At 67.1% G+C, this 26,360-nt stretch carries 26 protein-coding genes; 17 read left to right on the top strand and 9 right to left on the bottom strand.

The window, feature by feature from the left end:
* Genes MKK62_RS01285 through MKK62_RS01265 form a run of 5 tightly spaced genes read left to right on the top strand, consistent with a single transcriptional unit; the run spans nt 1 to nt 4,432 of the window.
* Nucleotides 1-873: a DUF58 domain-containing protein gene (locus MKK62_RS01285; protein ID WP_240262770.1), complete on the top strand. Its 873-nt coding sequence runs from the start codon at nt 1-3 to the stop codon at nt 871-873.
* On the top strand, nt 863-1,336 hold the full coding sequence (locus MKK62_RS01280) for a hypothetical protein (RefSeq protein ID WP_240262771.1): 474 nt from the start codon (nt 863-865) through the stop codon (nt 1,334-1,336). The genes MKK62_RS01285 and MKK62_RS01280 overlap by 11 nt, the downstream gene beginning before the upstream one ends.
* Nucleotides 1,327-2,418 carry a vWA domain-containing protein gene (locus MKK62_RS01275; RefSeq protein WP_240262772.1) on the top strand — a complete coding sequence of 364 codons (1,092 nt, stop codon included), beginning with the start codon at nt 1,327-1,329 and terminating at the stop codon, nt 2,416-2,418. The genes MKK62_RS01280 and MKK62_RS01275 overlap by 10 nt, the downstream gene beginning before the upstream one ends.
* Nucleotides 2,415-3,476 carry a vWA domain-containing protein gene (locus MKK62_RS01270; protein ID WP_240262773.1) on the top strand — a complete coding sequence of 354 codons (1,062 nt, stop codon included), beginning with the start codon at nt 2,415-2,417 and terminating at the stop codon, nt 3,474-3,476. Before MKK62_RS01275 ends, MKK62_RS01270 begins: the two co-directional genes overlap by 4 nt.
* Nucleotides 3,473-4,432: a hypothetical protein gene (locus MKK62_RS01265; RefSeq protein WP_240262774.1), complete on the top strand. Its 960-nt coding sequence runs from the start codon at nt 3,473-3,475 to the stop codon at nt 4,430-4,432. Before MKK62_RS01270 ends, MKK62_RS01265 begins: the two co-directional genes overlap by 4 nt.
* Nucleotides 4,433-4,444: 12 nt before the next feature.
* Here MKK62_RS01265 and MKK62_RS01260 read toward each other — a convergent pair whose 3' ends face one another.
* Complete coding sequence (locus tag MKK62_RS01260) at nt 4,445-4,885, bottom strand: nitroreductase family deazaflavin-dependent oxidoreductase (protein WP_240262775.1); 441 nt, start codon at nt 4,883-4,885, stop codon at nt 4,445-4,447.
* 102 nt (nt 4,886-4,987) lie between these two features.
* Here MKK62_RS01260 and MKK62_RS01255 point away from each other — a divergent pair, with 102 nt between their 5' ends.
* On the top strand, nt 4,988-5,539 hold the full coding sequence (locus tag MKK62_RS01255; RefSeq protein ID WP_240262776.1) for a dihydrofolate reductase family protein: 552 nt from the start codon (nt 4,988-4,990) through the stop codon (nt 5,537-5,539).
* A gap of 64 nt (nt 5,540-5,603) precedes the next feature.
* On the opposite strand, the gene MKK62_RS01250 is transcribed toward MKK62_RS01255, so the two are convergent.
* A complete protein-coding gene (locus MKK62_RS01250) occupies nt 5,604-6,971 on the bottom strand; it encodes an FAD-binding oxidoreductase (RefSeq protein ID WP_240262777.1) in 1,368 nt (455 codons plus the stop codon).
* A gap of 25 nt (nt 6,972-6,996) precedes the next feature.
* Nucleotides 6,997-8,562, bottom strand: coding sequence for a succinic semialdehyde dehydrogenase (locus MKK62_RS01245; RefSeq protein ID WP_240262778.1), 1,566 nt, complete (start codon nt 8,560-8,562; stop codon nt 6,997-6,999).
* 5 nt (nt 8,563-8,567) lie between these two features.
* On the opposite strand from MKK62_RS01245, the gene MKK62_RS01240 reads away from it, so the two are divergent.
* The 3 genes from MKK62_RS01240 to MKK62_RS01230 are packed head-to-tail and all read left to right on the top strand — an operon-like array spanning nt 8,568 to nt 11,646.
* On the top strand, nt 8,568-9,455 hold the full coding sequence (locus MKK62_RS01240; RefSeq protein WP_434085008.1) for a uracil-DNA glycosylase: 888 nt from the start codon (nt 8,568-8,570) through the stop codon (nt 9,453-9,455).
* The gene (locus MKK62_RS01235; RefSeq protein WP_240262779.1) at nt 9,452-10,573 is read left to right on the top strand and encodes an FAD-binding protein; all 1,122 of its coding nucleotides are present in this window, start codon (nt 9,452-9,454) and stop codon (nt 10,571-10,573) included. The genes MKK62_RS01240 and MKK62_RS01235 overlap by 4 nt, the downstream gene beginning before the upstream one ends.
* A 35-nt stretch (nt 10,574-10,608) precedes the next feature.
* Nucleotides 10,609-11,646, top strand: a complete 1,038-nt coding sequence (locus MKK62_RS01230; protein ID WP_240262780.1) for an LLM class flavin-dependent oxidoreductase — start codon at nt 10,609-10,611, stop codon at nt 11,644-11,646.
* A 13-nt stretch (nt 11,647-11,659) separates the two neighbouring features.
* Here the strand turns inward: MKK62_RS01230 and MKK62_RS01225 are convergent, their stop codons facing one another.
* A complete protein-coding gene (locus tag MKK62_RS01225; RefSeq protein ID WP_240262781.1) occupies nt 11,660-12,100 on the bottom strand; it encodes a nitroreductase family deazaflavin-dependent oxidoreductase in 441 nt (146 codons plus the stop codon).
* Nucleotides 12,101-12,110: 10 nt separating this feature from the next.
* On the bottom strand, nt 12,111-12,539 hold the full coding sequence (locus MKK62_RS01220; protein WP_240262782.1) for an HIT family protein: 429 nt from the start codon (nt 12,537-12,539) through the stop codon (nt 12,111-12,113).
* Nucleotides 12,540-12,591: 52 nt separating this feature from the next.
* On the opposite strand from MKK62_RS01220, the gene MKK62_RS01215 reads away from it, so the two are divergent.
* Nucleotides 12,592-13,983 carry an amidase gene (locus MKK62_RS01215; protein WP_240262783.1) on the top strand — a complete coding sequence of 464 codons (1,392 nt, stop codon included), beginning with the start codon at nt 12,592-12,594 and terminating at the stop codon, nt 13,981-13,983.
* On the opposite strand, the gene MKK62_RS01210 is transcribed toward MKK62_RS01215, so the two are convergent.
* Nucleotides 13,978-14,472, bottom strand: a complete 495-nt coding sequence (locus MKK62_RS01210; RefSeq protein ID WP_240262784.1) for a DNA-deoxyinosine glycosylase — start codon at nt 14,470-14,472, stop codon at nt 13,978-13,980. The two genes, MKK62_RS01215 and MKK62_RS01210, sit on opposite strands and share 6 nt — an antisense overlap.
* Before the next feature lie 16 nt (nt 14,473-14,488).
* On the opposite strand from MKK62_RS01210, the gene MKK62_RS01205 reads away from it, so the two are divergent.
* On the top strand, nt 14,489-15,598 hold the full coding sequence (locus MKK62_RS01205; protein ID WP_240262785.1) for an adenylate/guanylate cyclase domain-containing protein: 1,110 nt from the start codon (nt 14,489-14,491) through the stop codon (nt 15,596-15,598).
* Between the two features lie 58 nt (nt 15,599-15,656).
* On the top strand, nt 15,657-16,214 hold the full coding sequence (abmR, locus tag MKK62_RS01200) for an ATP-binding transcription factor AbmR (protein WP_240262786.1): 558 nt from the start codon (nt 15,657-15,659) through the stop codon (nt 16,212-16,214).
* 9 nt (nt 16,215-16,223) lie between these two features.
* On the opposite strand, the gene MKK62_RS01195 is transcribed toward abmR, so the two are convergent.
* Together MKK62_RS01195 and MKK62_RS01190 are read right to left on the bottom strand one after the other, a co-directional pair.
* A complete protein-coding gene (locus tag MKK62_RS01195) occupies nt 16,224-18,098 on the bottom strand; it encodes an ABC transporter ATP-binding protein (RefSeq protein WP_240262787.1) in 1,875 nt (624 codons plus the stop codon).
* Nucleotides 18,095-19,837, bottom strand: coding sequence for an ABC transporter ATP-binding protein (locus MKK62_RS01190; RefSeq protein ID WP_240262788.1), 1,743 nt, complete (start codon nt 19,835-19,837; stop codon nt 18,095-18,097). Before MKK62_RS01190 ends, MKK62_RS01195 begins: the two co-directional genes overlap by 4 nt.
* A gap of 154 nt (nt 19,838-19,991) precedes the next feature.
* Between MKK62_RS01190 and MKK62_RS01185 the strand changes: the two genes are divergently transcribed.
* The 3 genes from MKK62_RS01185 (at nt 19,992) to MKK62_RS01175 (ending at nt 21,800) form a co-directional block, all read left to right on the top strand.
* The gene (locus tag MKK62_RS01185; RefSeq protein WP_240263883.1) at nt 19,992-20,489 is read left to right on the top strand and encodes a DUF3558 domain-containing protein; all 498 of its coding nucleotides are present in this window, start codon (nt 19,992-19,994) and stop codon (nt 20,487-20,489) included.
* Nucleotides 20,486-21,043, top strand: coding sequence for a DUF3558 domain-containing protein (locus tag MKK62_RS01180; RefSeq protein ID WP_240262789.1), 558 nt, complete (start codon nt 20,486-20,488; stop codon nt 21,041-21,043). The genes MKK62_RS01185 and MKK62_RS01180 overlap by 4 nt, the downstream gene beginning before the upstream one ends.
* 157 nt (nt 21,044-21,200) lie before the next feature.
* A complete protein-coding gene (locus tag MKK62_RS01175) occupies nt 21,201-21,800 on the top strand; it encodes a hypothetical protein (RefSeq protein ID WP_240262790.1) in 600 nt (199 codons plus the stop codon).
* Nucleotides 21,801-21,814: 14 nt separating this feature from the next.
* Here the strand turns inward: MKK62_RS01175 and MKK62_RS01170 are convergent, their stop codons facing one another.
* Nucleotides 21,815-22,315, bottom strand: coding sequence for a SixA phosphatase family protein (locus tag MKK62_RS01170; RefSeq protein ID WP_240262791.1), 501 nt, complete (start codon nt 22,313-22,315; stop codon nt 21,815-21,817).
* Nucleotides 22,316-22,596: 281 nt separating this feature from the next.
* Here MKK62_RS01170 and MKK62_RS01165 point away from each other — a divergent pair, with 281 nt between their 5' ends.
* Both MKK62_RS01165 and MKK62_RS01160 read left to right on the top strand, forming a co-directional pair.
* Complete coding sequence (locus MKK62_RS01165; protein ID WP_240262792.1) at nt 22,597-23,751, top strand: metallophosphoesterase family protein; 1,155 nt, start codon at nt 22,597-22,599, stop codon at nt 23,749-23,751.
* The gene (locus MKK62_RS01160; protein WP_240262793.1) at nt 23,748-26,360 is read left to right on the top strand and encodes an ATP-binding protein; all 2,613 of its coding nucleotides are present in this window, start codon (nt 23,748-23,750) and stop codon (nt 26,358-26,360) included. The genes MKK62_RS01165 and MKK62_RS01160 overlap by 4 nt, the downstream gene beginning before the upstream one ends.

The following is a 26,360-nucleotide window of genomic DNA, read 5'->3' as shown; positions in this document are numbered from 1 at the left end:
ATGGGCAAGCACCTCAACCGCGCCAAACAGCACTTCGGCAGCGACAGCCGCGGACTGCTCGAAGGTGGCCGTTACGCCCTTTTGCACACGCGCAGTTTGGAATTCGATGATCTGCGACCGTATGTGCCCGGTGACGACGTCCGCGACATCGACTGGAAAGCGACGGCCCGCTCTGGGTCGGTGTTGATCAAACGATTCGTCTCGGAAAAGCACCACAAGATTCTGGTGATCGCCGACGCCGGTCGTAACATGAACGCGCTGGCTCCGAGCGGGGAACTCAAACGCGACATCGCCGCCAACATCATCGGCGCGATCGGGTTGATCACACTGGGCCGATCTGACGAAATCGGTTTGGTGTACGGCGATTCGCGCGGATCGGCCAACACCCGTAACCGCCGCGGCGAGACACACATCGAATCGCTGCTCGACCGATTCTACGGTCACACGCTCCATGCACCGGGCTCCAGTGACATCGTCACCCAATTACGTTACGCCGCTAACGGTTATCGACGCCGCATGCTGATCATCGTGGTGTCCGACGAACCCGACATCGACGATCGCCTCGCCGACGCCCTGCAGCAGCTCTCCGGTCGGCACGAGCTGATGTGGGCCATGGTCAGCGACATGGCCGCTGTCGGATCCTCCGACACCGAGGCCGACGGGTTCGACATCGACAGCGGCGCTTTCGTTCTCAACGGCGCCACTTTGGGTCCGCGGGTCATTGCCGCGTACCGGAGACAAGAGCAGGCCCGCCTGGCTCGCCTGGACACATTCATGACCGAAAGGGCGATCCGCTACACCCGCATCGGTGCCAGTAGCCAGCTGCGCACGCAGCTGGTCGGCCTGACCGAAGGCTTCCGTCATGCAAACTGATCTGCTGCGCTACATCTCTGGACCGCGCCCGTTCTCCGTGTGGTGGACGGTTGTCGCCGCGGCGCTAATCGCCGTCCTAGCGGGCTGGTACGTGGGCGTGTACGTCTGGACGATGCCCCCGGCACGGCTGCGGACCTTGCGCGGGGTGTCGACGTTGCACCGCCGGCTGCTGGCCCGCCGCTTTGCCCGATCGGTCGCCGCGACCACAACCACGTACCGGTCCGGAGCGATCACCGCCGTGCAGGCGTGCGCGGGCTACAGCCACACGCTGCGGAGTTTCCTGAACCTTGCCACCGGGCAGCGCGCACAGTACATGCACACCGCAGACCTGGCCGGCGGCGTGCTTGCGCCCGCGGCGCCGCTCATCGCAGCGCTCAACGATGCCCGGTTCACGCCGCTCGCGCGCGTCGACGTCGAGCGGTTCGGCGCGAGCGTTGAGGAGATGATCCGCTCGTGGACCTGAAATGGTGGCCCCTGACCGCCGGCGGCGTCCTGGCGCTGCTGGTGGTCGTGTTGGTGGCGATGATCGTGCCGCTGCCCACCGTAGCTCGAGTCCTGCGTCCGCTGGCCCACGTCAGCCGGCTGACCACGCTTCCGGAGTACGCCCGGGTGGCGCGGGCGCGATTCCTCGCGCTGGTAGTCACTGCGGTGCTACTGGTGATCCTCTTCGCGGCCGCGATCGCCACCGCGGGCCGGCCGGTTGGCTTCTCTTCGGCGACAAGAAATTTCGAAGCGCTGCACCCGGAAGACATCATGCTCTGCGTGGGAGAGCCGGTGACCGACGCCGCGACGGCGGGCCTGCTGAACTACTTCACCCAGCAGATGAAATCCTTCCAGACCCAGCGGATCGGGTTGACCTCTCCGACTCTGCGGGTCGTTCCGCTGACCCGCAACTACGACTGGGCCGCGCAACAGTTCACCGACTTCGCAAACCTGTCGCCGCTTCAGCGTGACATCGATGCCGGAAAGAAGCTCAGCGCCGGCGAGGTCGACCAGTTGAGCAACGGCATCACCAACTTTTCTCGCTCCACCAAATACACCGACTATGTGCGCTCGGTAGAGGACATTCTGGCGTTGTGCATGACTGGCTTCCCGGGTTTCGAGGACAAGTCGGGGCACCGTCGCTCCGTGATCTACATGGGCTACAGCAAGATTCGCTCCGACGACGATCGCCGACGGTCGCTGTACTCCACCCAGCAAGTCAAAGACATGGCCGCGCGGGCCGGGATTCAAATCAACGCGATCGCACGCAGCGACGTGCTCAGCGGACCGACTCAGTCCTCCCAGTCGTTGTCGTCCATCGTCGCCGCCACCGGCGGCCGGTTCAATCTGTACAACCCCGTCGGCACCGGAGCCGATCCGGGCAGTACCGACGCCACGCTGACGGCCTTGCTGGACCGCATCCGTAACGCTCCACCCGACGCCGTGTTGCCGAACGGCACCATGATCACTCGCCGGTCCTGGGACTACCCTGTTGTGCCGGTGAGCATTTCGCTGATTGCCGCGACCCTGCTGTGCCTGTCGCTGGCGGTGTTGCGGCGATGACATTCGAACCCGTTCTGCCGGTGTGGCTGTTGGTCGCCATCGCCCTGGTGCTGATCGGTGTGCGTATGACTGCGCTGTACCGCGTGCTGGTGCGCACCGGGCCGGGTCGTTACCGACCGGTGGTGTTGCGCTGGAGCGGGCTGACGCTCGCTGTGCTCATGCTGGTCGTCGCCGCGGCCCGGCCGCAGCTGGGATCCGCCGACCCGCACCCGGGCAACTCTCCGCCGACCTCGCCGGGGGCGTCGACAGCCAACCTCAATGTCTTCTTCGTGATCGACCGCTCGGTGGATACCCGCGTCGAGGACTTCGCTGATCACACCTCGCGGATGGCCGGAATCCGTGACGACGCGGTGGCACTGATCGATCAGTTCCCCCGGGCGCGGTTTTCGGTGGTCGAGTTCGCCTCGAGATCCCGTGAGCTGTGGCCTCTTTCGGAAGACACGTGGAGCCTCAAGCCACTGATTCAAGGGCTGTCGTCCTACACCGAGGTCCCCGAGGACGCGATGTACCAGGTCGACGCCGGCGCCGCCAACGATACCCTGCGCCGGGCGCTGACCCAGGCCCGCTATCAGCACCAGGGCTCGAAGAATGTGGTGTTCTATCTCGGCTGCGGGGCCAGCGGGTCACGTGCCCCCCAAACCGGTTTCACCCTGGGTGATCTGGTGGCCGGCGGCGCGGTGCTGGGGTACGGAACACCTGAGGGCGGTCCAATTCCGCGCGGCTTCGTCGACGGCAATCTGCTCTTCATGGCCGACCAGAAGACCGGGGTTCCGTTGACCAACAGCATCGGCGAGGACACGCTCAAAGCGTTGGCCGGCGAGCTCGGTGTCGGCTACTTCCACCGCGAGAAAGCTCAGACGATCTCACCGGTGGTGCCGGCCGTCACAGCCGATCCCGCGCCCGATGCCGCGGCGCTGATCGCGTCGGAGACCGTCGAGCGCACCGAATTGTATTGGCTGTTCGCGCTGCTCGCCGCCATCCTGGTGGCCGGCGAAATCTATTTGACTGCTCGCGACTACCGGCGCGCCCGCCGGGCGGGATCGGATGTGAAGACATGATGCTGCGCGCCGATCCCCGGCCGTGGGCCCGACAGGCGGGGGCCCGCGCGTCGCGCTGGTGGCACTCCGGGCCGACCCGGCTGCGGCTGCGGCGCCGGCTGGTCGTGCTCTCGATAGTGCCTGCGCTGCTGATGCTGGTGCTGGTCGCCAAGCTCATTTCGGTGGAACTGGTTGGCTCCAGCGCTGTCGAGGACTTCGCCCGCCACGACAGCGAAGCCCTGCGTAACGACATCAGAATGCTGTCTGCGCTCAACATCATTGAGCCACAGACGGTTACATTTGCCAGCGCAGATCTGGCGGTGCTCGAAGGACGGCTCGACGACGCCGAGCGTGACTTCAACTCGGCGGTGACGGGGTCTGCGCCCGACGACTGCGCCGCCCGGGTCAACCTCGAACTGGTCCGGGAGACGCTCGGAGACCTGGCAGCGCGCTACGGTGACAAAGGCCGCGCGCGTCAGCGCTACACCAGCGCGCTCGAGGTCGTCACCGCCGCGCCCGCATCGGCCAAATGCTTTGCCGGCAACGGTGACCCGAACTCCGATCGGCGCCGAATCCGCGACGCCACACCGCAGCGGCTCAAGGACAAATTGGCGTCGTTGGACCGGCCACCGGCTCCGCCGGCGGGATCGCCACCCAGCGTGAAACCCACTGACCCCTCGGCCGCGTTGACGCCCACGTCGGTGCCGGCACCCCCGCCGGCCGGGCCGCCCACGCCCGAGGCTCCCTTACCGCCGCCCCCTCCGCCGTCCGGCGGGGGACCCACGCCGGTCTTCGGGCCGGGCACAGCCGGGGGCGGGACGGGCTCGGGCGCCCTCAACGACGCCGACCCGGACCGTCTGCCCAGCCAAGGCAGCGGCGCGGCTCCCGGGCATTCGCTGGGCGATGGAGGCGACCCGCTGGACCGGCTGCGCGACACCCTGGGCACGGCGGACTCCTCTGGCGGCAGCCGCGAGTAGCGGCTCCGTCGACTAGCCCTGGAATTCGCAGATCACCACCGGGATGTCACGGGTGGTCCGCCGTTGATAGCCGGCGTAACCCTTGTAGGCCGCAACGATTTTCGGCCACAGCTCGGCTTTCTCGCCCGCGTCGGCCGTGCGAGCTGTGACCTTTCGCCGCTCGCCGTCGATCACGACCTCGGCGTCCGGGTGGGCCTGCAGATTCTGATACCAGTCGGGATTGCGATCGTCGCCGCCCTTGGACGCGACGAGCACCACGCGGTGATCGTCGTGGATGGGCGCGGTCAGGTAGCAGGAGCGCGGGAGCCCCGATTTACGTCCGGTGGTGTGGAGTTCGACGAGCGGCATCCCGAACGGCTTGGCGAGCAACCGATTTCCGGTGGTCCTGAGGATGACGCGGTGCGCCGCGTTCATCAGCCTGGCCCCCCGGTCTTTGACGGTGTTCCAATCCATTGAAGGACCTCCTAGCGACGCGCTCGTCCGGCTCCTGGCGTTGATCGCATGCTACCCAGCGGGCACCGCTGAATTTCGGGCGTAAAGGAGGTCTATGCCGTCGTGAGGAAACTGGTTTACGAGTTCACGGCGTCCCTGGACGGCTACATCAACGACCGCGGGGGAGGCATCGATTGGGCGGCACCGGACGAGGAGCTGCACCAATTCCACAACGATCGCTACCGCGACATCGAGATGTCGTTGCACGGCCGGCGCCTCTACGAGCTGATGGCGGATTACTGGCCGCACGTGCCCGAGGACGCGCCGCCCATCCAACGCGAATTCGGCCGGCTGTGGACGCAGAAGCCGAAGGTGGTGTTCTCCCGGACCCTCACCGACGTCCAGTGGAACAGCCGGCTGGTCAGTGCGAATGCCGTCGAGGAGGTCCGCAGGCTCAAGGCCGAAGGCGACGGGGTCATCGAAGTCGGCGGAGCGAACTTCGCGGCGTCGCTGATGCCGCACGGGCTGATCGACGAATACCAGTTGTTCGTCGCGCCGGTGGTGCTCGGCGGCGGCACACCGCTTTTCCCGCCGCTCGACGACGGTTTTCGACTTCGGTTGACGGAGACCAGGCGCTTCGACACTGCGGTGATGCTGCGTTACGTTGCCGAGTAAAGCCCGCCAAGTCGCTCCAAGGCGGGCACATCGACAACGGTCACCTTCGCGGAAGCCGCTCCGCTCACACACCCACTCCGGGGTTCAGAATCCCCTGCGGGTCCAACGCATCCTTGATGCGACGGTTCAGCGCCATCGCCTCGGGGCCGAGATAGCCGTCCAGCCACGGCCGCTTCAACCGGCCGACACCGTGCTCGCCGGTGATCGTGCCACCCAAATCGACAGCCAGGTCCATGATTTCGCCGTAAGCCACCTGGGCTCGCTCCGTCATCGCCACGTCGTCGGGGTTGTACACGATCAGCGGGTGGGTGTTGCCGTCACCGGCATGCGCGATCACCGCGATCATCACCTCGCGCTCGGCGGAGATCCGCGCGATTCCCCCGACGAGGTCTGCCAGCGCGGGCACCGGCACGCCGACGTCTTCGAGCAGCAGCGGTCCCTTCTCCTCGACCGCCGGAATCGCGAACCGGCGGGCCGCGACGAACGCCTCACCCTCGTCGGGGTCGTCGGTGGAAAAGACTTCACCGGCACCGAATTCGGCGAACGTCGCGGCCATCAGCTCGGCGTCCTCGCTGCCCGCCCGGCCGCGCTCGTCGGACGCGGCCACCAGCATCGCGGCCGACCCGCGGTCCAAGCCCATCCGCAGCTTGTCCTCGACGGCGTTGATGGTCGCCGCATCCATGAACTCCAGCATCGACGGCCGCAGTCGCGAGGTCACCCCCAGGACCGCCTGCGCGGCCGACTCCAGCGTCGGGAAGTTCGCCACGACCGTGCTCACCGGCTGCTGGGCCGGGACCAGCCGCAGTGTCACCTCGGTGATCACACCCAGCGCGCCCTCACTGCCGACGAACAACTTGGTCAGGCTGAGCCCGGCGACGTCCTTCAACCGGGCTCCGCCGAGTCGCACCGCGGTGCCGTCAGCCAACACCACCTGCATGCCGAGCACGTAGTCGGTGGTGACGCCGTACTTGACGCAACACAAGCCACCGGCGTTGGTCGCAATGTTGCCCCCGATGCTGCAGATCTCGTAGGACGACGGATCCGGCGGATACCAGAGCCCGTATTCCGCTGCCGTCTTCTTCACTTCCGCGTTGAGCAGCCCGGGCTGGCACACCGCGGTACGAGTCACCGGGTCGACGACGATGTCGCGCATCTTCTCGGTCGTCAGCACGATCCCGCCGTCGACGGCGGTGGCGCCGCCGGACAGCCCGGTGCCCATGCCGCGGGTCACCACCGGGATCTGGTGCGCGGTGGCCCACCGCAGCACAATCTGCACTTCTTCGGTCCGCCGCGGCCGCACGACGGCCATCGGCTTGCCGGCGGTCGGGTCCAGGGCGCGGTCCTGCCGGTATCCCTCGGTGATCGCAGGATCGGTGACGACCGTTCCCTCGGGCAGCTCGGCGATCAGGCCGGCCAGCGCATCAGCGGCCATGGCAGGGATTTTACGTATGCGGGCTCTACTTCACCCCGGGCAGCCGCCGCAGCAACCGAAGGCCGTTGGTCATCGCCTTCGCGTAGATGTCTCCGCGCACGCCGTGCGGCGCCCCGACCGGCAGCACGCGTTCGGTCGCTATGGTCTGCGATTCGGTGTATTTCAGGATGCCGTGCTCGCCGTGCCGGCGTCCGAGCCCAGAGTCCTTCATGCCGCCCATCGGAGCGTCGACGGATGCCCAGGTGGCCGCGTAAGCCCCGTTGACGTTGACGGTTCCCGCTTGCAATTGGGTGGCCACCCGTTGTCCACGCGCCGGGTCGCTGGTCCACACCGCGAAGTTGAGTCCGTAGGTGCTGTCGTTAGCCTTCTCGATCGCTTCCTGCTCGGTCTCGACGGGATAGAGCGACACCACCGGACCGAATGTCTCGTCGGCGTACAACGTGATGCCTTCGTGGACACCGGTGAGGATGGTCGGCTCGTAGAAGTAGGGCCCGATATCGGGTCGCGCCCGGCCGCCGGCCAGCACGGTCGCTCCCTTGGCCTTTGCGTCATCGACGTGTTCGGTGACCGTTTGCAGCTGCTTGGCGCTGATCAGCGAGCCCATGTCGGCCGAGTAATCCAGCGCAGCCGACAGTTTCAGCGCCTTGGTCGCCTCGACGAACTCGGCGACGAAGCGCTGCCACAGCGGCTTGACCACGTAGATCCGCTCGATCGAGATGCACAGTTGGCCGGCGTTGGAGAAGGCCGCCCGCACGGCGCCGGAGACCGCCTTGCCGACATCGGCGTCGTCCAGGACGAGCAACGCGTTCTTGCCGCCCAACTCCATCGAGCAGTCGATCAGCCGTTCGGCCGCCTGTTGGGCGACCTTGCGGCCGGTGCCGGTCGAACCGGTGAACATCAAATAGTCAGACTCTTCGATGATCGGGGTGCCGAGCTCAGACCCCGGACCGGTCACCACCTGCACCAGCCCCGGCGGCAGGCCGGCCTCCTCCAGCAGTTGCACCGCCCACAGCGCCGAAAACGGCGTGCTGTCATCGGGTTTGGTCAATACCGCGTTGCCCGCGACCAGTGCGGGAATCGCGTCACTGATGCCGAGCGTCAACGGGTAGTTCCAGGGCGAGATGATGCCTACCAGACCCTTCGGGTGGTGGTGCTCCCAGACTTCGGTCAGCGCCAGCTGCACACCCTGGCGTCGCTTGGGACGCAGATACTTTTCGGCGGTGTTGGCGTAGTACCGAGCCGTGATGGCGGCGTCGAGGATCTCCTCGAAGGCGTGGCGTCGCGCCTTGCCGTTTTCCAGCTGAATGAGGTCGAGCACTTCGTCCTGTCGCTGCAGCACCAAGTCGTGGTAGCGCAGCAGCACCGCGGCGCGCTCGGCAACCGGCCGGGCCGCCCACTGCTTCTGGACGGCTCGCGCGCGGCCGGCTGCCGCCCGCACGTCGGCCGGTGTGCAGTGCGGCACGTGACCCAGCAGCTCGCCGGTCATCGCATTGGCGATGTCCCGCTGCGGCCCGGGATCGGCGGCCTGGACATGACCGGCCAAGGTTTTGAGGAGGTGGTCGATGTCGCGGGTGGTGACCGGAGACGGCATCGTCGATGACTAGCCCCGACCGGGTTTCGGCAAACACTGTTCGGCACAGTGGAGTCGTGACGCTTGCTCATCCGCGCACCGGCGCACTCTTCGCAACCCCGGTGCCGCCTGGCACCGGGTGGCCCGGCGATCCCGCGACCGCCCGCACCGCCGTCGCGTCCGACGCCGGGCAGGTCGAGGCGATGGCCGAGGCCGCCAAAACCCTCGAGCAGCTGGACGCTGAGATCTCGGTGTGCCGGGCCTGCCCTCGGCTGGTGCAATGGCGCGAGGAGTCGGCGCTGACCAAGCGGCGGTCCTTCGCCGACGAGCCGTATTGGGGTCGGCCGGTTCCGGGGTGGGGTGATCCGCGGCCGCGGATCATGGTCGTCGGGCTGGCGCCCGCGGCCAACGGCGCCAACCGAACCGGCCGGGTCTTCACCGGCGACCGGTCCGGCGATTTCCTGTACGCCGCGATGCACCGGGCGGGTCTGGCCAACTCGCCGATCGCCGTCGACGCCGCGGATGGCTTGCAGCTCAATCATGTTCGGGTAGCGGCGGCCGTGCGTTGCGCTCCGCCGGCGAATGCGCCGACACCGGCAGAACGGTCGACCTGTGCGCCGTGGCTGACCGCCGAGTGGCGGCTGGTCGGCAGCGAAACGCGAGTGATTGTGGCGCTCGGCGGGTTTGGCTGGCGGTCGGCACTCGACATGATCCGCGCGACCGGTGGCCACGTGCCGCGCCCGCAGCCGAAGTTCGGCCACGCCGCCACCGCGACGGTGAGCACCCCGCATGGCGAGGTGACACTGCTGGGCTGCTACCACCCGAGCCAACAGAACACCTTCACCGGCAAGCTGACCCCTGCGATGCTCGATGACATCTTCGTCCAGGCGAAGCGGGTGGGAGGCATCTCATGACGGCCGCTCTGGTGTCCGGAGCAAGCGTGGCAGGTTTGGCGAACGCGTACTGGCTTGCACACCATGGTTATTCAGTGACGGTCGTGGAACGGTTCGACGGATTGCGGCCCGGCGGGCAGGCCATCGATGTCCGCGGGCCGGCGCTGAACATCCTCGAGCGCATGGGACTGCTGCAGGCCGCCGAGGCCAAAAAGACCGCTATCCGCGGCGCCTCGTTCGTTGACGAGTACGGCAACGAACTGTCCCGCGATACCGAGTCGACGCCCACCGGCGGCGTCATCGACAACCCCGACATCGAAATCCTTCGCGACGACCTCGTCGGGTTGCTGCGCGACTCACTCGACGACGTCGAGTTCCTCTTCGGCGACAGCATCACCGGGCTCGACGACCGCGGCGATCGGGTGGTGGTGAGCTTCGAGCAGGCCAACGCCCGGGAAGTCGACCTCGTGGTCGGCGCGGACGGTCTGCATTCCAACGTGCGCAGGCTGGCCTTCGGTCCCGAGTCGGAATTCATTCGGGCGATCCCGACGTTCATGGCGATCTTCACCGTGCCCAACTTCCTGAACCTCGACTACTGGCAGATGTTCCACCAGAGCGACACCACGGTGGCCGGTGTGTACAGCGCCCGCGACAACACCGAGGCTCGCGCGATGTTCGGGTTCATGGACCGCGATCTGAAGATCGACTATCGCGACACCGCGGCACAATTCGCCGAGCTCGAACGCCGGATGGCGCACGACGGCTGGGTCCGGCCGCAGCTGTTGGACTACATGCGAACCGCCCCCGACTTCTACTTCGACGGGCTAGCGCAGATCGTCATGGACCGCTGGGCCCGCGGCAGGGTGGTGCTGGCGGGCGACCCCGCGCACTGCAGCTCACCGATGTCCGGGCAGGGCACCAGCCTGGCCCTGCTCGGCGCCTACATTCTGGCCGGTGAGCTCGCCCGCGCGCAGGGCGATCATGAGCGCGGGTTCGCCAACTACGACTCCACCTTCCGCGGCTACGTCGAACGGACCCAACGACTGGTCGACATGGAGTTGGGCATGGACGCCGGTCCAATGGTGGCCGAGGAGTTCTACACCGTGGTGCATTCAATCGACCTGCAGGAGTACCCGTAGGGAACGATCGGCCAAGCGGAGGCGTTGACCACCTCATGCGGCTTTCTGTACTCGATCTCGTTCCCGTCCGCACCGACCAGACGACCGCTGATGCGGTGGCAGCCACCGTGGGGTTGGCGCAGACCGCCGACCGGCTGGGCTTCACCCGCTATTGGGTCGCCGAGCACCACAACATGCCCTCGGTCGGGGCGACCAGCCCGCCGGTGCTGATCGCCTACCTCGCGGCGCAGACCACCCACCTTCGGCTGGGCTCGGGCGGCGTGATGCTGCCCAACCACGCGCCGCTGGCCGTCGCCGAACAGTTTGCACTGCTGGAAGCCGCGGCGCCGGGCCGCATCGACCTCGGCATCGGCCGCGCCCCCGGTTCGGATCCGGTGACGTCGGTGCTGCTCCGTGGCGCCGCCGGCCGCGACGACCGCGATATCGATCAGTTCCCGGACTACCTCGACCACGTGCGCGCGATGATGAGCGCCAAGGGTGTGCAGGTGCAGTTGCGCGACGGCGACTACAACCTCAAGGCCACCCCGGCCGCTGCCGGAGAGCCGAGGTTGTGGCTGCTCGGGTCGTCGATGTACTCGGCGCGGTTGGCCGCCGCCAAAGGTCTGCCGTACGTGTTCGCCCATCACTTCTCCGGGCAGGGGACCGAAGAGGCGCTGGAGTTGTACCGCTCGCAGTTCGTCCCGAGCGAGCTGACCGCCGAGCCGGTGACCTTCCTGACCGTCAACGCCGCGGTTGCCGAAACCCGCACCGAGGCAACCGCTTTGATGTTGCCGAACCTGCACATGATGGCCCGGCTGCGGACCGGTCAGCCGTTGGGGCCAGTCGAACTTGTCGAGGACATCGACGACGCCAGGCTGACGCCGCAGATGCGCCAGGTCGTCGACGGCGGGCTGCGGCGAGCGGTCGTCGGATCACCCGCCGAGGCCGCCGACCAGGTGCGCGCGCTAGCGGAGCGGTTTAGCGTCGACGAGGTCATGATCCATCCCGTCGCCTCGGCGCATCGCGGCACCGACCCGCGGACCGCGCCCGCGCGTGAAAAGACGCTCGAACTGCTCGCCAAGGAACTGTTCTAGTCCACGCCGCGGACTACGCCGGCGTGAGCCGCACCACCGGGATGGGCCGCGACGTCTTGGCCTGATACGCCTCGTACCGATTGCTGTTGTTCTTGTTCACGATCTGCCAGAGCCGCTCGTAGTCCGGGTCGTTGGGCAGCACCGGATGGGCGGTCACGTGGAAACGCTTCGGGCCGACGTTGATTTCGACGTTCGGGTTGGCTTTCAGGTTGTGGTACCAGCCCGGCGCTTTCGGGTCGCCGCCCTTGGACGCGACGATCAGGTAGTCGTCGCCGTCGCGAGCGTAAGTCAGCGACGCCGTCCGGGCCTGCCCGGTCTTGGCGCCGATGGTGTGCAGCAGCAGGCTGGGAATGCCCAGCGTGCGATGCCCGATCCAACCGTTCGTCTTTTGGTAGACGGTGTCGTGGATTTTGAGCAGGTAGGGCAGCAGCGTCTGTTCTAGCGGGAGTGCCATGCGCCCAGTATCAGCCCGCGGCGTCGATCTCCGCCAGAGCGTCCCGCAGGATCCGGCCGGTCGACTCGCGGTCCGGGTCCCGGCGTAGTAGAAGGCCCTTGGCGACCGACAGTTTGTCGCCGTTGCGCCGCGGCAGCACATGCAGATGGATGTGGAAGACCGTCTGAAAGGCGGCTTGGCCGTCGTTGATCCCGATGTTGGTGGCGTCGGCCAACTCGGTTGCGCGTGCCGCTTTCGCGATGCGCTGGCCGATCACCGCCATGCCGGCCAGCGTCTCCGCCGGCGTGTCGGTCAGGTCGACCGAGTGCTGCTTGGGCACTACCAACGTGTGGCCGCGGGTGAAGGGGCGGATGTCGAGAAACGCCAAGTAGTCGTCGTCTTCGTAGATCCGGATGGCCGGGGCCTGGCCGGCGACGATCGCGCAGAACACACAGGGCATGTCGCCACGGTAGCGGTCCGCTGCGCCGGTTGAGTGAGTAGTCTCCCTCGACGTGGACCTAGGTGACGTGGCCTTCGCCGGAGCGGCCGAGCAGGCGCGGATGCTGGCCGCGACGGCCATCACCGCGCCCGCGCTGCTCGAGATCTACCTGGACCGAATCGCGCGACTCGACCCGCAGCTGCGCAGCTACCGGGTGGTGTTGGCCGATTCCGCGCGGCAGGAGGCGCTGGCCGCGCAGAAGCGTCTGGACGCCGGCGAGCGGCTACCGCTGCTCGGAGTTCCGGTCGCGATCAAAGACGACAACGACGTCGCCGGTGAAATCACCGCCTGCGGTAGCAGCGCGGTCTCGACGCCGGCCGCCCAGGACGCCGAAGTGGTCCGGCGGTTGCGCGAAGCAGGCGCGGTGATCATCGGGAAAACCGCTGTGCCAGAACTGATGATCTTCCCGTTCACCGAATCTCTGACGTTCGGCGCCACCCGCAATCCGTGGAACACCGCGCTGACGCCGGGCGGTAGCAGCGGCGGCAGCGGGGCGGCGGTGGCAGCCGGGTTGGCGGCGTTGGCGCTGGGTTCCGACGGTGGCGGCTCGATCCGCATTCCGTCCGGCTGGTGCGGTCTGTTCGGGATCAAGCCGCAGCGCGACCGGGTCTCGCTGGCGCCGCACCACGACGCCTGGTGCGGGCTGAGCGTGAACGGCCCGCTCGCGCGGACGGTGGAGGACGCCGCGCTGTTCCTGGACGCCACCACCACGATGCCCGCCCCGGAAGGCGGCTTCGTCGGCGCCGCCGCCAAACAACCCGGCCGCCTGCGAATTGCCCTGAGCACCAAGGTCCCACCGCCGCTGATCGCCAGGGTCGGCAAGGAGCAGCGCGCCGCCGTCGACGCGGCCGGTGCGCTGCTGCGCGACCTGGGCCATGACGTCGTCGTCCGAGACCCTGACTATCCGGCGGCGGCGGTTTCCGGAAACTTCTTACCGCGCTTTTTCCGGGGGATCTACGACGACGTCCGGGTGATGCCTCATCAAGACCGGCTCGAAAAGCGGACCCGCAACATGGCGCGGATCGGGTCGCTAATTCCCGACGGGCGGATGGCCAAGATCCGTGCCGCGGAATCAGCTGTCGCACAACGCATTCAGTCGATCTTCGACGACGTCGACGTCGTTGTCACCCCCGGCAACGCCGCCGGCCCGTCACGGATCGGGGCGTACCAGCGCCTCGGCGGCGTCGCGACTCTGCTGGCGGTGTCGCAGCGGGTGCCGTTCTTCGAGATCTGGAATCTGACCGGTCAGCCCGCGGCGTCCGTGCCGTGGGGTCTGGACGCCAACGGCGTCCCGCTGTCGATCCAACTGGTCGGGCGTCCAAACGACGAGGCGACGCTGGTGTCGCTGGGCGCTCAGATCGAGTCGGCGCGGCCGTGGGCGCACCGCCGTCCGCCAGTGTCATGACGACGCGATAATCCGCCAGGCGTCCAGCTTTCGACCCGCGGGCATGGCCCGCGCCGGACTGCTCGACGGCAGCAGCAGGTACTCGACGCTAGCGTCGGTGTCGACTAGTCGCGCGTAGAGCTTTTGCGCGGCACTGCCGTTGAAGCACACCCGAGTGATCGACGGGTGGTCATCGAACAGATGCCCAAAGTCGTTGGCCTCCACACTGTTCGGCTCGATCTTCGCGTCGGCGCTGCCCGTGCGACGGCACCGCTTCAGCACATCCCATAGTGCCACCCTCGCCGATTGCAATGCGGCCAACCGTGATTCGTAGGGTGCGGCCGGGTCGAAACCGAACAGCTCACCGGTGATCGGCCAGAACGCGTTGCGCGGGTTGCCATAGTACTGGCCGCTGGCCAGCGAGAGGACGCTCGGGAACGAACCCAGGATCAACACCTCGGCGGTGTCGTCGACGACGGGTGGGAATCCCTGCAGTAGCGCAGTGGTCATCGGATAACTTGACCACGTGGACGACGCGGAGATCGAGGAACTGCTCGACGGACTGGACGGCAGTGCCCGCGAGGAGCGCGCCGAGTTGCTCGAATGGCTCTCTGGCCAGGGCATCACCGCGGACGAGGTCCGGTCCAATCCGGTGCCGATGCTTGCCGCGTCGCGACGGCTGGTCGGCAACGACGGCCAATACGTGTCGACGCGGGAGATCAGCGAAGCGCATGGCATCGACCTCGAGCTGTTGCAGCGTGTGCAACGCGCGATCGGTCTGGTGCGGGTCGACGATCCGGATGCGGCCGTGCATCTGCGCGCCGACGGTGCCGCGGCGGCGCACGCCAAGGAGTTCCTCGATCTCGGCATCGAGGCGGACCAGGTCGTGCAGGTCGTTCGGATTCTCGCCGAGGGGCTCTCGCACGCGGCCGAGGTGATGCGCTACACCGCGCTGTCAGCCATCTTGCAGCCGGGCGCGACCGAACTAGAAATCGCGCAGGCATCGCAGGAGCTGGTCAGCCGTCTCACCCCGCTGCTCGGTCCGATGATCGAGGACATGCTGTTCATGCATCTGCGGCACATGATGGAGACCGAAGCCGTCAACGCCAGCGAGCGGGCAGCTGGTGCGCCACTACCGGGCGCCCGGCACATCGTCGTCGCGTTCGCCGACCTGGTCGGCTTCACCCGCCTCGGTGAGGAGGTGCCCGCCGAGGAGCTCAGCGCACTGGCCAACCGGCTGGCCGATCTGGCTCGCGACGTGGCGACCCCGCCGGTGCGGTTCGTCAAGACGATCGGCGATGAGGTGATGTTCGTCTGCACCGAGCCGGCACCGCTATTGGATGCGCTCATCAAGCTCGTGGAGATCACCGACAGCGACAACGACTTTCCCCGGTTGCGGGCCGGTATCGCGTCCGGCGCGGCAGTGAGCCGGGCCGGCGACTGGTTCGGCAGCCCCGTCAACACCGCGAGCCGGGTGACCGCCGCGGCGCGGCCCGGCACGGTGCTGGCCGCCGAGTCGGTGCACGACGAACTCGGCGATGAGGCGGGTTTCACCTGGTCGTTCGCCGGCGCGCGACGCCTCAAAGGCATCAAAGGCGAGGTGAAGCTGTTCCGCGCCCGCCGCGGCGAGAGCTGACCGTTCGCGGGCAGCGAAACACGCTTGACGTGGGTTGTAACGCTGTAATCATGTAAGCATGAAACAACATCACGGACATGGACGGCGTCACGGCCGTCCCGGCGGCTGGCAGCAAGCCGGACAACCCGAAGCCGGCGACGCCGCCGACTGGTTCGCCGGACGCCTGCCCGACGCCTGGTTCGACGGGGATCCGACGGTCGTCGTCGACCGCGAAGAGATCACCGTCATCGGCAAGCTGCCGGATTCCGATGAGGCCGAAAGTGAAGCGCACGCCGAGGGGCGAGCCTCGCGATTCCGCGAGGACACTCGCTCGGAGCGGATGCGCATCGCCGACGAGGCGCAAAGCCGCTACGGGCGCAAGGTGTCCTGGGGCGTCGAGGTGGCCGGCGAGCCCGTCCTGTTCACCCACATCGCGGTTCCGGTGATGACACGGTTGAAGCAACCGGAGCGCCAGGTGCTCGACACCTTGGTCGACGCGGGCGTGGCGCGGTCGCGTTCCGACGCGCTGGCGTGGTCGGTCAAGCTGGTCGGCGAGCACACCGAGGAGTGGCTGGCCAAGCTGCGTGACGCGATGACCGCGGTCGACGACCTGCGCGCTGAGGGCCCCGACCTGTAAATCACCCGGCTAGGCCTGCGTCATCCGGTAGTAGGCGCCACGGCGGGCGAACAGCTCGTCGTGGTTGCCCTGTTCGACGATCTTCCCTGACTCCATCACCAGGATCACGTCGGCGTCTCGGATCGTCGACAGACGATGGGCGACAATGAAACTGGTACGGTCTCGGCGCAGCTCACGGGTGGCCTTGGCGATCAGCAACTCGGTGCGGGTGTCCACCGAACTGGTTGCCTCGTCGAGGACCAGCAGCTGCGGTCGGGCAAGGAATGCCCGTGCAATGGTGATCAGCTGTCGCTCGCCGGCGCTGATGTTGCTTCCGCCGTCGTTGACCTGGGTGTCGTAGCCGTGCGGCAGCGAATGCACGAACCGGTCGACGTATGCCGCCTTTGCCGCCGCGATTATCTCCTCGTCTTGGGCGTCGGGCCGCCCGTAGGCGATGTTCTGCGCGATGGTCCCGCTGAACAGCCAGGCATCCTGCAGCACCATGCCGATGCGCGAGCGCAGCGACTGGCGGCTCACCAAGGTGATGTCGATGCCGTCGACCAGAATCCGGCCGGAGTCGACGTCGTAGAACCGCATCAGCAGGTTCACCAGCGTCGTCTTGCCCACCCCGGTCGGCCCGACGATCGCGACGGTGCTGCCGGGTTCGGCGGTGAACGACAGGTCGTCGATCACCGTGCTGCCCGGCCGATAGCCGAAGCTGACGTGCTCGAATTGCACTCCGCCCCGGGCTCCGTCGGGTAGCGAGCCGGGACTGTCGGCGGGCTCCTCGAGCTCGTCGAGCAACTCGAAGACCCGCTCGGCGCTGGCCACCCCGGACTGCAGCGTGTTGTACATCGACGCGACCTGGTTCAGCGGTGCGTTGAACTGGCGCACGTATTGGATGAAGGCCTGGATGTTGCCGACGCTGATCTGTCCGGTGGCGACTTTGATGCCGCCGACCACTGCGACGGCGACGTAGCTCAGGTTGCCGATGAACGTCGTCGCCGGCGCCACCATCCCCGAAATCAGCTGAGCACCGAAGCTCGCCTGGTAGAGGTCGTCGTTGAGGCGGCGGAATTCGTCTTCGATCTTGGCCCGCTGGCCGTAGGTCCGGACCAGGGTGAAGCCGCTGTAACTCTCCTCGATGTGTGCATTGAGCCGTCCGGTGTTGGTCCATTGCGCGACGAACAGCCGCTGCGAGCGCCGCGCGATCGCCCTCGTCGCAGCGATCGACAGCGGCACGGTCAGCAGCGCGATACCGGTCAGCAGGGGCGAGATGCTCAGCATCATCACCAGCACGGTCGCGACGGTCAGCACCGCGCTAAGCAGTTGGGTGATCGTCATCGACAACGACGTCTGCAGGTTGTCGACGTCGTTGGTGACGCGGCTGAGGATTTCACCCCGTCGCCGGGTGTCGAAGTAGGACAGCGGCAGCCGGTGCAGCTTGTCTTCGATGTCGGAGCGCAGCGCCTGCAGCGACCGTCGCACCGTCACGTTCAGCAGCCGTGCCTGCGCGTAGATCATCACGGCGGCAATCACATACATGCCGAGCGCCAGCGTGAGCGTACGGGCGACTGCGCCGAAGTCGACGCCATGCCCGGGCACCACATGCATGCCGGACAACAGATCGGCGAAGGCGTTGTCGCCGTGGGCCCGCGCCGCGGCGACAGCCTGATCCTTCGTCATGCCCGCTGGCAGCCGGCGGCCGATCACGCCGTTGAACAACAGATCGGTGGCGTGGCCGAGAATACGCGGAACGACGACGCCGACCACGGTGCCCAGGATGCTCAACGCCATCACCGCGACGGCCGTGTGGCGTTGCGGCGCAAGCAACTTCACCAGCCGGATCGTCGATCCGCGGAAATCCCGCGGGCGAATGGCCGCGGGAGCGGCAGCCGTCGTCATCGCGCACCGCCCACTTCGGCATCCACCGATTGCGATTCGGCGAACTCTCGATAGGCGGGCGACTCCGCCAGCAGCGACTCGTGCGTCCCGGTGCCGACGATCCGCCCGTCGTCGACGACGATTATCTGATCGGCCTCGATGACGGTCGAGATGCGCTGCGCGACAACGATCATCGTCGCGTCCGAGGCTGTCGACGCCAGTCTGGCGCGCACCAGCGCGTCGGTGTGCGCGTCGAGCGACGAGAAGGCGTCGTCGAAGACGTAGATCGCCGGGCGCCGGATCACCGCCCGTGCGATCGCGATGCGCTGCCGTTGCCCGCCGGAGAAGTTGACCCCGCCCTGAGCGACGCGCATCCTCAAGCCGTCGGGGTGCGCGCGGACGAAGTCGTCGGCCGCCGCGACTCGCAACGCCTCCCACATCTCGTCGTCGGTCGCGTCTGCTTTGCCATAGCGCAGGTTGTCCGCGACCGTGCCCGAGAACAGGTAGCTGCGCTGGGGTACCAGCCCAATGCTCGACCACAGCTCGTCGATGTCGCGGTCCCGCACGTCGACGCCGCCGACTTCGACCGAGCCGGTGGTGGCGTCGTACAACCGGCAGATCAGCGCGGCCAGCGTCGACTTTCCGGAACCGGTACTACCGATGATCGCGGTTGTGGACCCAGGATGCGCGATCAACGAGATATCTTGCAGCACAGCGCGATCCGCACCGGGGTAGCGGAACGAGGCGCCGTCGAGTCGCACCAGGCCGGGCGCCGCAGTTGGCCGCACCGGGTGCGCCGGGTTGCTGACGGCGGGCACGGTGGAGAGCACGTCGGTGATCCGCTCGGCGCACACCGCTGCGCGCGGCAACACCATCACCGTCATCGTCGCCATCACCACGGCCATCAGAATCTGGGCGAAGTACACCAAGAACGCGATCAGCGACCCGACCTGCATCTGACCACGGTCGATTCGCAGGCCACTGAACCAGATCAGCGCCACGCTGGAGCAGTTGATGGTCAACGTAGTGACGGGCAGCATCAACGCCTGCCAGTTGCCGGCGTTCTGCGTGGTCGTCGACAACGCGATGTTCGCTTCGTCGAATCGCCGACGCTCGACGGGCTCACGCGCGAAGGCGCGCACCACCCGCACGCCGGACAGCTGCTCGCGCAGCACCCGGTTGATGCTGTCGATCAGCCGCTGCATGCTGCGGAACAGCGGAAGCGTGCGGGAAATGATGGCGTAGTTCGCCGCCACCAGCACCGGAACGGCGACCACAAGCAGCCACGACAGCCCGGCGTCCTGGCGGATTGCCATCGCGATGCCGCCCACACACATGATCGGGGCGGCGACCAGCACCGTGAAGCCCATCTGGACCAGGAACTGGATCTGGCGGACGTCGTTGGTGGTGCGGGTGAGCAGGGTCGGCGCGCCGAATCGGGCCGTCTCGTGCTCCGAGAACGTCGTGACGTGATGGAACATCACCGAGCGCAGGTCGCGGCCGACGCCCATTCCGGCGCGGGAGCCGAAATAGACCGCGCCCACGGCGCACAGCACCTGCAGTCCCGTCACGCCGAACATCAGGCCACCCAGACGAACGATTGCCGCGGTGTCGCCTTTGGCGATGCCGTCGTCGATGATCGTGGCGTTCACCGTTGGCAGATACAGCGAGGCCAGCGTGCTGATCGACTGCAGGATCAGCACGGCCGCGACCAGCCTCCGGTACGGCCGCACGAACCGGCGCAGCAGTGCCACGAGCATCTGGTAACTGTTGCATACGAGAAAGCACAGCTCACCGCGTGTGCGATGGTTGGTCAAAGGTGGTGCCGCTACAGTGCAACCTGTGATCAAGGTGCGGGTAGCGGAGCCACGTAACGTAGCGGCGCTCGCGTGTGCGGCTGCGCTGCTGGTTCCGATGGCAGCCGCTTGTTCGGACTCCGGTTCCAACCAGTCCCAGCCGCCCGGGTCCACCGGGCCGTCGGCCAGCAACGGCAACCACGGCCCGTCGTTCCCGCAATGCGGCGGCGTGACCGATGAGACGGTGAACAAGCTGACGCAGATCAACGGCCTGGTCAACACCGCGAAGAACTCGGTGGGCTGCCAATGGCTGGCCGGCGGCGGCATTCTCGGGCCGCACTTCTCCTTCTCCTGGTATCGCGGAAGCCCGATCGGACGTGAACGCAAAACCGAGGAGCTGTCGCGGACCAGTGTCGAAGACATCAACATCAGCGGCCACAACGGCTTCATCGCCGTGGGCGCCGACCCGCAGCTGGGTGACTCACTGTGTGAGGTCGGAATCCAGTTCAACGACGACTTTTTCGAGTGGTCGGTGAACTTCAACCAAAAGCCATTCCCCGACGCCTGCAACATCGCCAAAGAGCTGGCGCGCCAAACGATTGCGAATGGCAAATGAGCGCTGGTGTGCGTCGCCGGATTTTGGTGGGCGTGTTGACTGTGGTTACTGCGCTATCCGTGGCGACCGGCTGCAGCCGTTCGGTCGGCGGTACCGCGCAGAAGGCGGGAGCCGGCGACACCCCCCGCAATAACACCTCCGAGCAGCAATACCCGAACCTGCAAAAGGAATGTGAGGTACTCACCACCGACGTGCTGGCTAAGACGGTCGGTGCCGACCCGCAGGACATTCAGAGCACGTTCGTCGGTGCGATCTGCCGCTGGCAAGCGGCCAACCCGGGCGGTCTCATCGACATCACCCGGTTCTGGTTCGAGCAGGGCAGCCTGGACAACGAGCGCAAAGTCGCCGAGTTTTTGAAGTATCAGATCGAGAACAAAGCCATCGCGGGTGTGCCGTCGATCGTCATGCGGCCGAACGATCCCAACGGTTCGTGCGGTGTCGCGAGTGACGCGGCCGGGGTGGTCGGATGGTGGGTCAACCCACAGGTGCCCGGAATCGATGCCTGCGCGCAGGCCCTCAAGCTCATGGAGCTCACGCTCTCGACCAATTCCTGACAACAAACTTAGAACATCGAGTGCGCTGGTTGAGTATGCCAGCGCACCGTTTTTGGTATCCCGAATCGAATTCGGCACCAAAGCGATTGAGAGAGGTAATTTTTATTGGCCCTTGAAACGGTTACGTGCCAATAGTTGTGGTGTATACGATCGACCAATGTCTGAGACACCTTCACACGAGCCATCGTCCGCATCCGAGGACGTCACCGAATCCGTCGCCGCGCCCACCACCGCGCCGGCCACGACCACGACGACCACCTCGCACGCGCACGCCGCAAGCCCGTCGAAGCTGCCCCTCTGGCTGGCTATCGCCGCGTTGGTGCTGGCGGTCCTCGGTGTCGCGGGCGCCGCGTACAGCTACTTCTACCCGAACGAGTCCGCGGCGGCTTCTGGCAAATACAGCGACCAGCAGCGCAACGACGCCAAGAAGCACATCTGCGAGACGTTCAAGATCGTCGACCGTGCCGTGGTGCGCAACTCGCACCTGAAGAACCCAGACAACGGGGGGCCGATCGGTGCGCTGTCGGTGGCCACCGCCCAGCGGTTCGCGTTCTACGACGGCGGCGCGTTCCTGCGCGACCGGGTGGCCGCGGAGCCCGCAACCCCTAAAGACTTGGCGGACAACGCGAGCACGCTTGGCACCCAGCTCGAGGAACTGAGCATCGGCTACCTTGCCGGGGCGCAGGACTTCGCGCAGGACGAGTTGCGTCAAAATCTCGACGACAAGATCAAGAAGATCGTCGACATCTGCAAGTAACCTTCTGGCCGCGGCTAACGCGGCACGTGGAAGCGGACTAGCTGGGCGGACCCGAGTTCGAGGTCCGCCCAGCTGCCGTCCAGGCTCAGCACTGCGATCGCCGAAGTCGGGAATTTCGTCGAGATTCTTTCGGCCGCATCGCCGTTGGCGGTTCGTGGATCCGCCAGTCGCAGGGCCAGCGCGCTGGTCGTGGGTTCGTGTCCGACGACCAAGGTCGTGGAAACCTCGTCGCCGACGCTGTTGATCTGCTCGATCACGATGCCGGGAGTGGAGTCGTAGAGCCGTGTTTCGTAGCGAACCGGCGCGTCGATTCCTGTGCGCGCCAACGTTTCGCGGGTGCGGGTCGCCGTCGAACACAGCACCAGGTCGATTGGCGGCAGCTGGCTGCGCAGCCAGTTACCGGCCAGGCCGGCCTCGCGCTGACCGCGCGGCGCCAACGGCCGGTCGTGGTCTGCCACGCCGTCGGGGTAGGCCGATTTTGCGTGACGCATCAGCACCAGGGTGCGGTCGCTCATCGCAGACAGGGTACGGCAGCTTTCGCGCGGGGGAGGCGTGACCGATCTGCCCGCCTCGGAGCGACTTCGCTGAGACGGCCCAGCCAAGTCGCTGCGAGGCGGGCAACTCGATGGCCGGGGTCTTTCGAGGCTGATGTGACTGATGTGACAGGTGCGTACCGCTCCTTTGGATGGGTGACGGACCTGCCGATTGAGGTCCCCGGACTTGTCGGGGGCCGGTCCTAAACTTCCGTTGCCCGGTCGCGGTCGGCCGGACATCACGGAGAAGGGACGGGAACGCGATGCGATTCGTGCACACTGCCGACTGGCAACTCGGCATGACCCGTCACTTCCTCGCGGGGGAGGCTCAGCCGCGCTATTCGGCGGCCCGGCGCGACGCGGTGGCCGGTCTCGGCGCGCTGGCGGCCGCCGCGGGCGCTGAGTTCGTCGTGGTCTCCGGTGATGTGTTCGAACACAATCAACTGGCGCCGGCCGTCGTCAGCCAGTCGCTGGAAGCCATGCGCGCCATCGGTATTCCCGTCTACCTGCTACCGGGTAACCATGACCCGCTGGACGCCTCGTCGGTGTACACCAGCGCGTTGTTCGTTGCCGAGTGTCCCGCCAACGTGCACGTGCTAGACCGGGCCGGCGTCCACGACGTGCGCCCCGGGGTGCAGATCGTCGCGGCGCCATGGCGGTCCAAAGCGCCGACCACCGACCTGGTCGCCGAGGTGCTCGAGGGCTTGCCGGCCGACGGCGTCACCCGGGTACTGGTCGCCCACGGGGGCGTCGACCTGCTCGACCCCGACCCGACCAAGCCGTCGCTGATCAAGCTGGCAAGTGTCGAAGATGCGTTGGCGCGCGGGGCAATCCACTATGTGGCGCTCGGCGACAAGCATTCGCTGACCGACGTGGGAAGCACCGGCCGCGTGTGGTACTCCGGCTCGCCGGAGGTCACCAACTACGACGACGTCGAGGCCGACCCGGGTCACGTGCTGATCGTCGACCTTGACGAGGCGGACTCCAAACGGTCGCTGACCGTCGAGGCGCCGCGCGTCGGGCGCTGGCGGTTCAGCACGCTGAGCCGCGACGTGAATGACACCCGCGACGTCGCCGACCTGGACATGAACCTCGACCTGATGCCGGACAAGGACCGAACGGTGTTGCGGCTGGCCCTGATCGGGTCGCTGACCGTCACCGACCGCGCCGCGCTGGACGCCTGCCTGGACAAGTATTCGCGGTTGTTCGCGTCGCTGCGGGTGTGGGACAGCCACAGCGACCTGGCGGTGATACCGGCCGATGGAGAGTTCAGCGACCTGGGCATCGGCGGGTTCGCCGCCGACGCGGTGGAGGAGTTGATGAAGGCCGCGCGCGCGGACGACGAGACGGCCAACGACGCGCTGGCGTTGTTGCTGCGGCTGACCGACCACGGTCAACAGGGTCGAGGTGCGGCATGAAGTTGCATCGGTTGGTTTTGAAGAACTACCGCGGAATCGCCCACCGCGAGATCGAGTTTCCCGACCACGGGGTGGTCGTGGTGTCGGGCGCCAACGAGATCGGCAAGTCGTCGATGGTCGAGGCGCTTGATCTGTTACTGGAATCCAAGGACCGCTCGACAAAGAAGGAAGTCAAGCAAGTCAAGCCGACGCACGCCGACGTCGGATCGGAGATCACCGCCGAGATCAGCGCGGGCCCTTACCGTTTCATCTATCACAAGCGATTTCACAAGAAGCCCGAAACCCAGTTGACGGTGTTGGAGCCGCGCCGCGAACAGCACAGCGGTGACGAGGCGCACGACCGGGTGCAGGGCATGCTGGCCGAGACGGTCGACACCGAATTGTGGCATGCGCAAAGGGTCTTGCAGGCCACGTCGACCGACGCCGTGAACCTGTCGGGCTGCGACGCGCTGACCCGCGCGCTCGACGTCGCCGCGGGTGACACGGCGGCGTTGTCGGGGACCGAGCCGCTGCTGATCGAGCGCATCGAGAAGGAATACGGCCGATACTTCACCGCGACCGGGCGCCCCACCGGCGAATGGACCAACGCGATCAAGGCTTTGGAAGCGGCCAACCAGGAAGTCGAGCGGTGTGCGGCGGCGGTCGCCGAGGTCGACGATCGGGTGCAGCGGCATGCGGCGCTGACGGCCGAGCTGGCCGAGCTGACCGAGCGGCGGCAAGCTGCCGCGTCGAGGCAGGCCGTTGCGCGGGCCGCGGCCGACGAGATCGCCCGGCTCACCGAGCAGGTGCGAGAGGCCGAGTTGGTCGCCGCTGCGGCGACGGCAACCAGCACCGCGTCAACGGCTGCCCTGGCCGAGCGGATTCGGCTGCGCGGCGAAAACGATTCGCGCGCAGCCGCTGTCGATGCTCTTGAGAAGGAATCCCGCGAGGGGGCCGAAGCGCAGACGCTGGCCCATGACGTAAAGCGTGAGGCCGACGTCGTCGTGGAGAAGTCCGACCAGAGCCTCGTCGCCGCCCGGGAGCGCGCCGAGATCGCCCGTCAGATTGTCGACGGCCTGGCCCGCCGCGAGGAGTTGCAGCGGTTGGCCACTCGGCTCGCGAAAATCGATGCGGCGCTGAGCGAACGCGACGATGCGGCCGAAGAGCTGTCCCGTATCACGGTGACCGACGAATTGCTGCGTCAGATCGAGCAGGCTGCCGCGGCGGTCGACCGCATCGAAGGCCAGCTCGCGTTGGTCTCTGCGACGGTCGAATTGGTCGCCGCCGCCGACATCGAGCTGGTTATCGGGGATCAGCGGGTGTCGCTGCCGACCGGTGAGACCTGGACGGCGGTCGCCAACACCGCAACCGAGATCGAGATTCCTGGGGTCGTGACCGCTCGGCTCACCCCGGGGGTGTCGGCGCTCGACATCCAAGCAAAACACGTTGCGGCGCAGGAGAAGCTGGTTGCCACGCTGGCGGCCGCGAAGGTCGCCGATGTAGCCGCCGCGCGGCAGGCCGACGAGCGGCGCCGAGAATTGCAGAGCACCCGCGACCAGCTCACCGCGACGCTGGCCGGACTGACCGGTGACGAGGACGTCGACCAATTGCGCGCCCGGCTTGCCGAATTGCAGGAGCTGCCAGCCCTTTCCGACGACGTCGACGCCGGGGCCGCGCGTGCTGAACTGCTCGAGGCTGTCGCGGCTCGCGCCCAGGCCGAGGTCGACTGCGATACCCACCGCAAGGTGGCGGCGTTGGCGGCCAAGAAGCTCGACGAGGTCACCGCCCAGGTCACGCGTGTCCACGACAAGTTGGTTGCTCAGCGTGCCGAGCTGGCGGCGGTCGCCGAGCGGCTCGCCGAACAGCGCGCCGCGGTGCCCGACGAGACGCTGACCGCGGATGTCGACACTCTCACCGTGGCGGCGGACACCGCGGCCGGCCGCGTCGCCGAGTTGGCCGAGCAACTGGCCGCCAAGGCGCCCGAGGCCGTCGCCGCCGAGTTGGCCGAGGCTGTCGCGGCTTCGGCGACGCTTCAGCAGCGACACGACATCGTCTCCCGCGAGCTGCACGAGATTGCAGCACAGCTCAAGGTTTTCGGGACCGAGGGACGCCGCGGCAAGCTCGACGCCGCGGAGATCGACCGCGAGCACGCCCGCGACGAGCACGACCGCGTGGGCCGCCGCGCCCGCGCGGTGCAGATGCTGCGTGAGGTGATGACCCGGCACCGCGACACCACCAGGCTGCGCTACGTCGAGCCGTATCGCGCCGAGCTGCAGCGGCTCGGGCGGCCGGTTTTCGGCCCGAGCTTCGAAGTCGACGTCGACAGCGACCTCTGCATCCAGAACCGCACGCTCGACGGCCGGACCGTCCCGTACGAATCGCTGTCGGGTGGGGCCAAGGAGCAGCTCGGCATCCTGGCCCGGTTGGCCGGCGCCGCGCTGGTCGCCAAGGAAGACGCGGTGCCGATCCTGATCGACGACGCGCTCGGCTTCACCGATCCCGACCGGCTGGTCAAAATGGCCGGGGTGTTCGACACCCTCGGCGAACGCGGCCAGGTGATCGTATTGACCTGCACGCCAGCCCGATACGACGGCGTCAAGGACGCCGAGCGAATCGAGCTGTGTGCGTGA

Source organism: Mycobacterium paraterrae (assembly GCF_022430545.2).
In the GTDB taxonomy this organism is placed as follows: domain Bacteria; phylum Actinomycetota; class Actinomycetes; order Mycobacteriales; family Mycobacteriaceae; genus Mycobacterium; species Mycobacterium paraterrae.
Note: the sequence above shows the minus strand (reverse complement) of the source record. Positions and strands in the feature narration are given on the sequence as shown.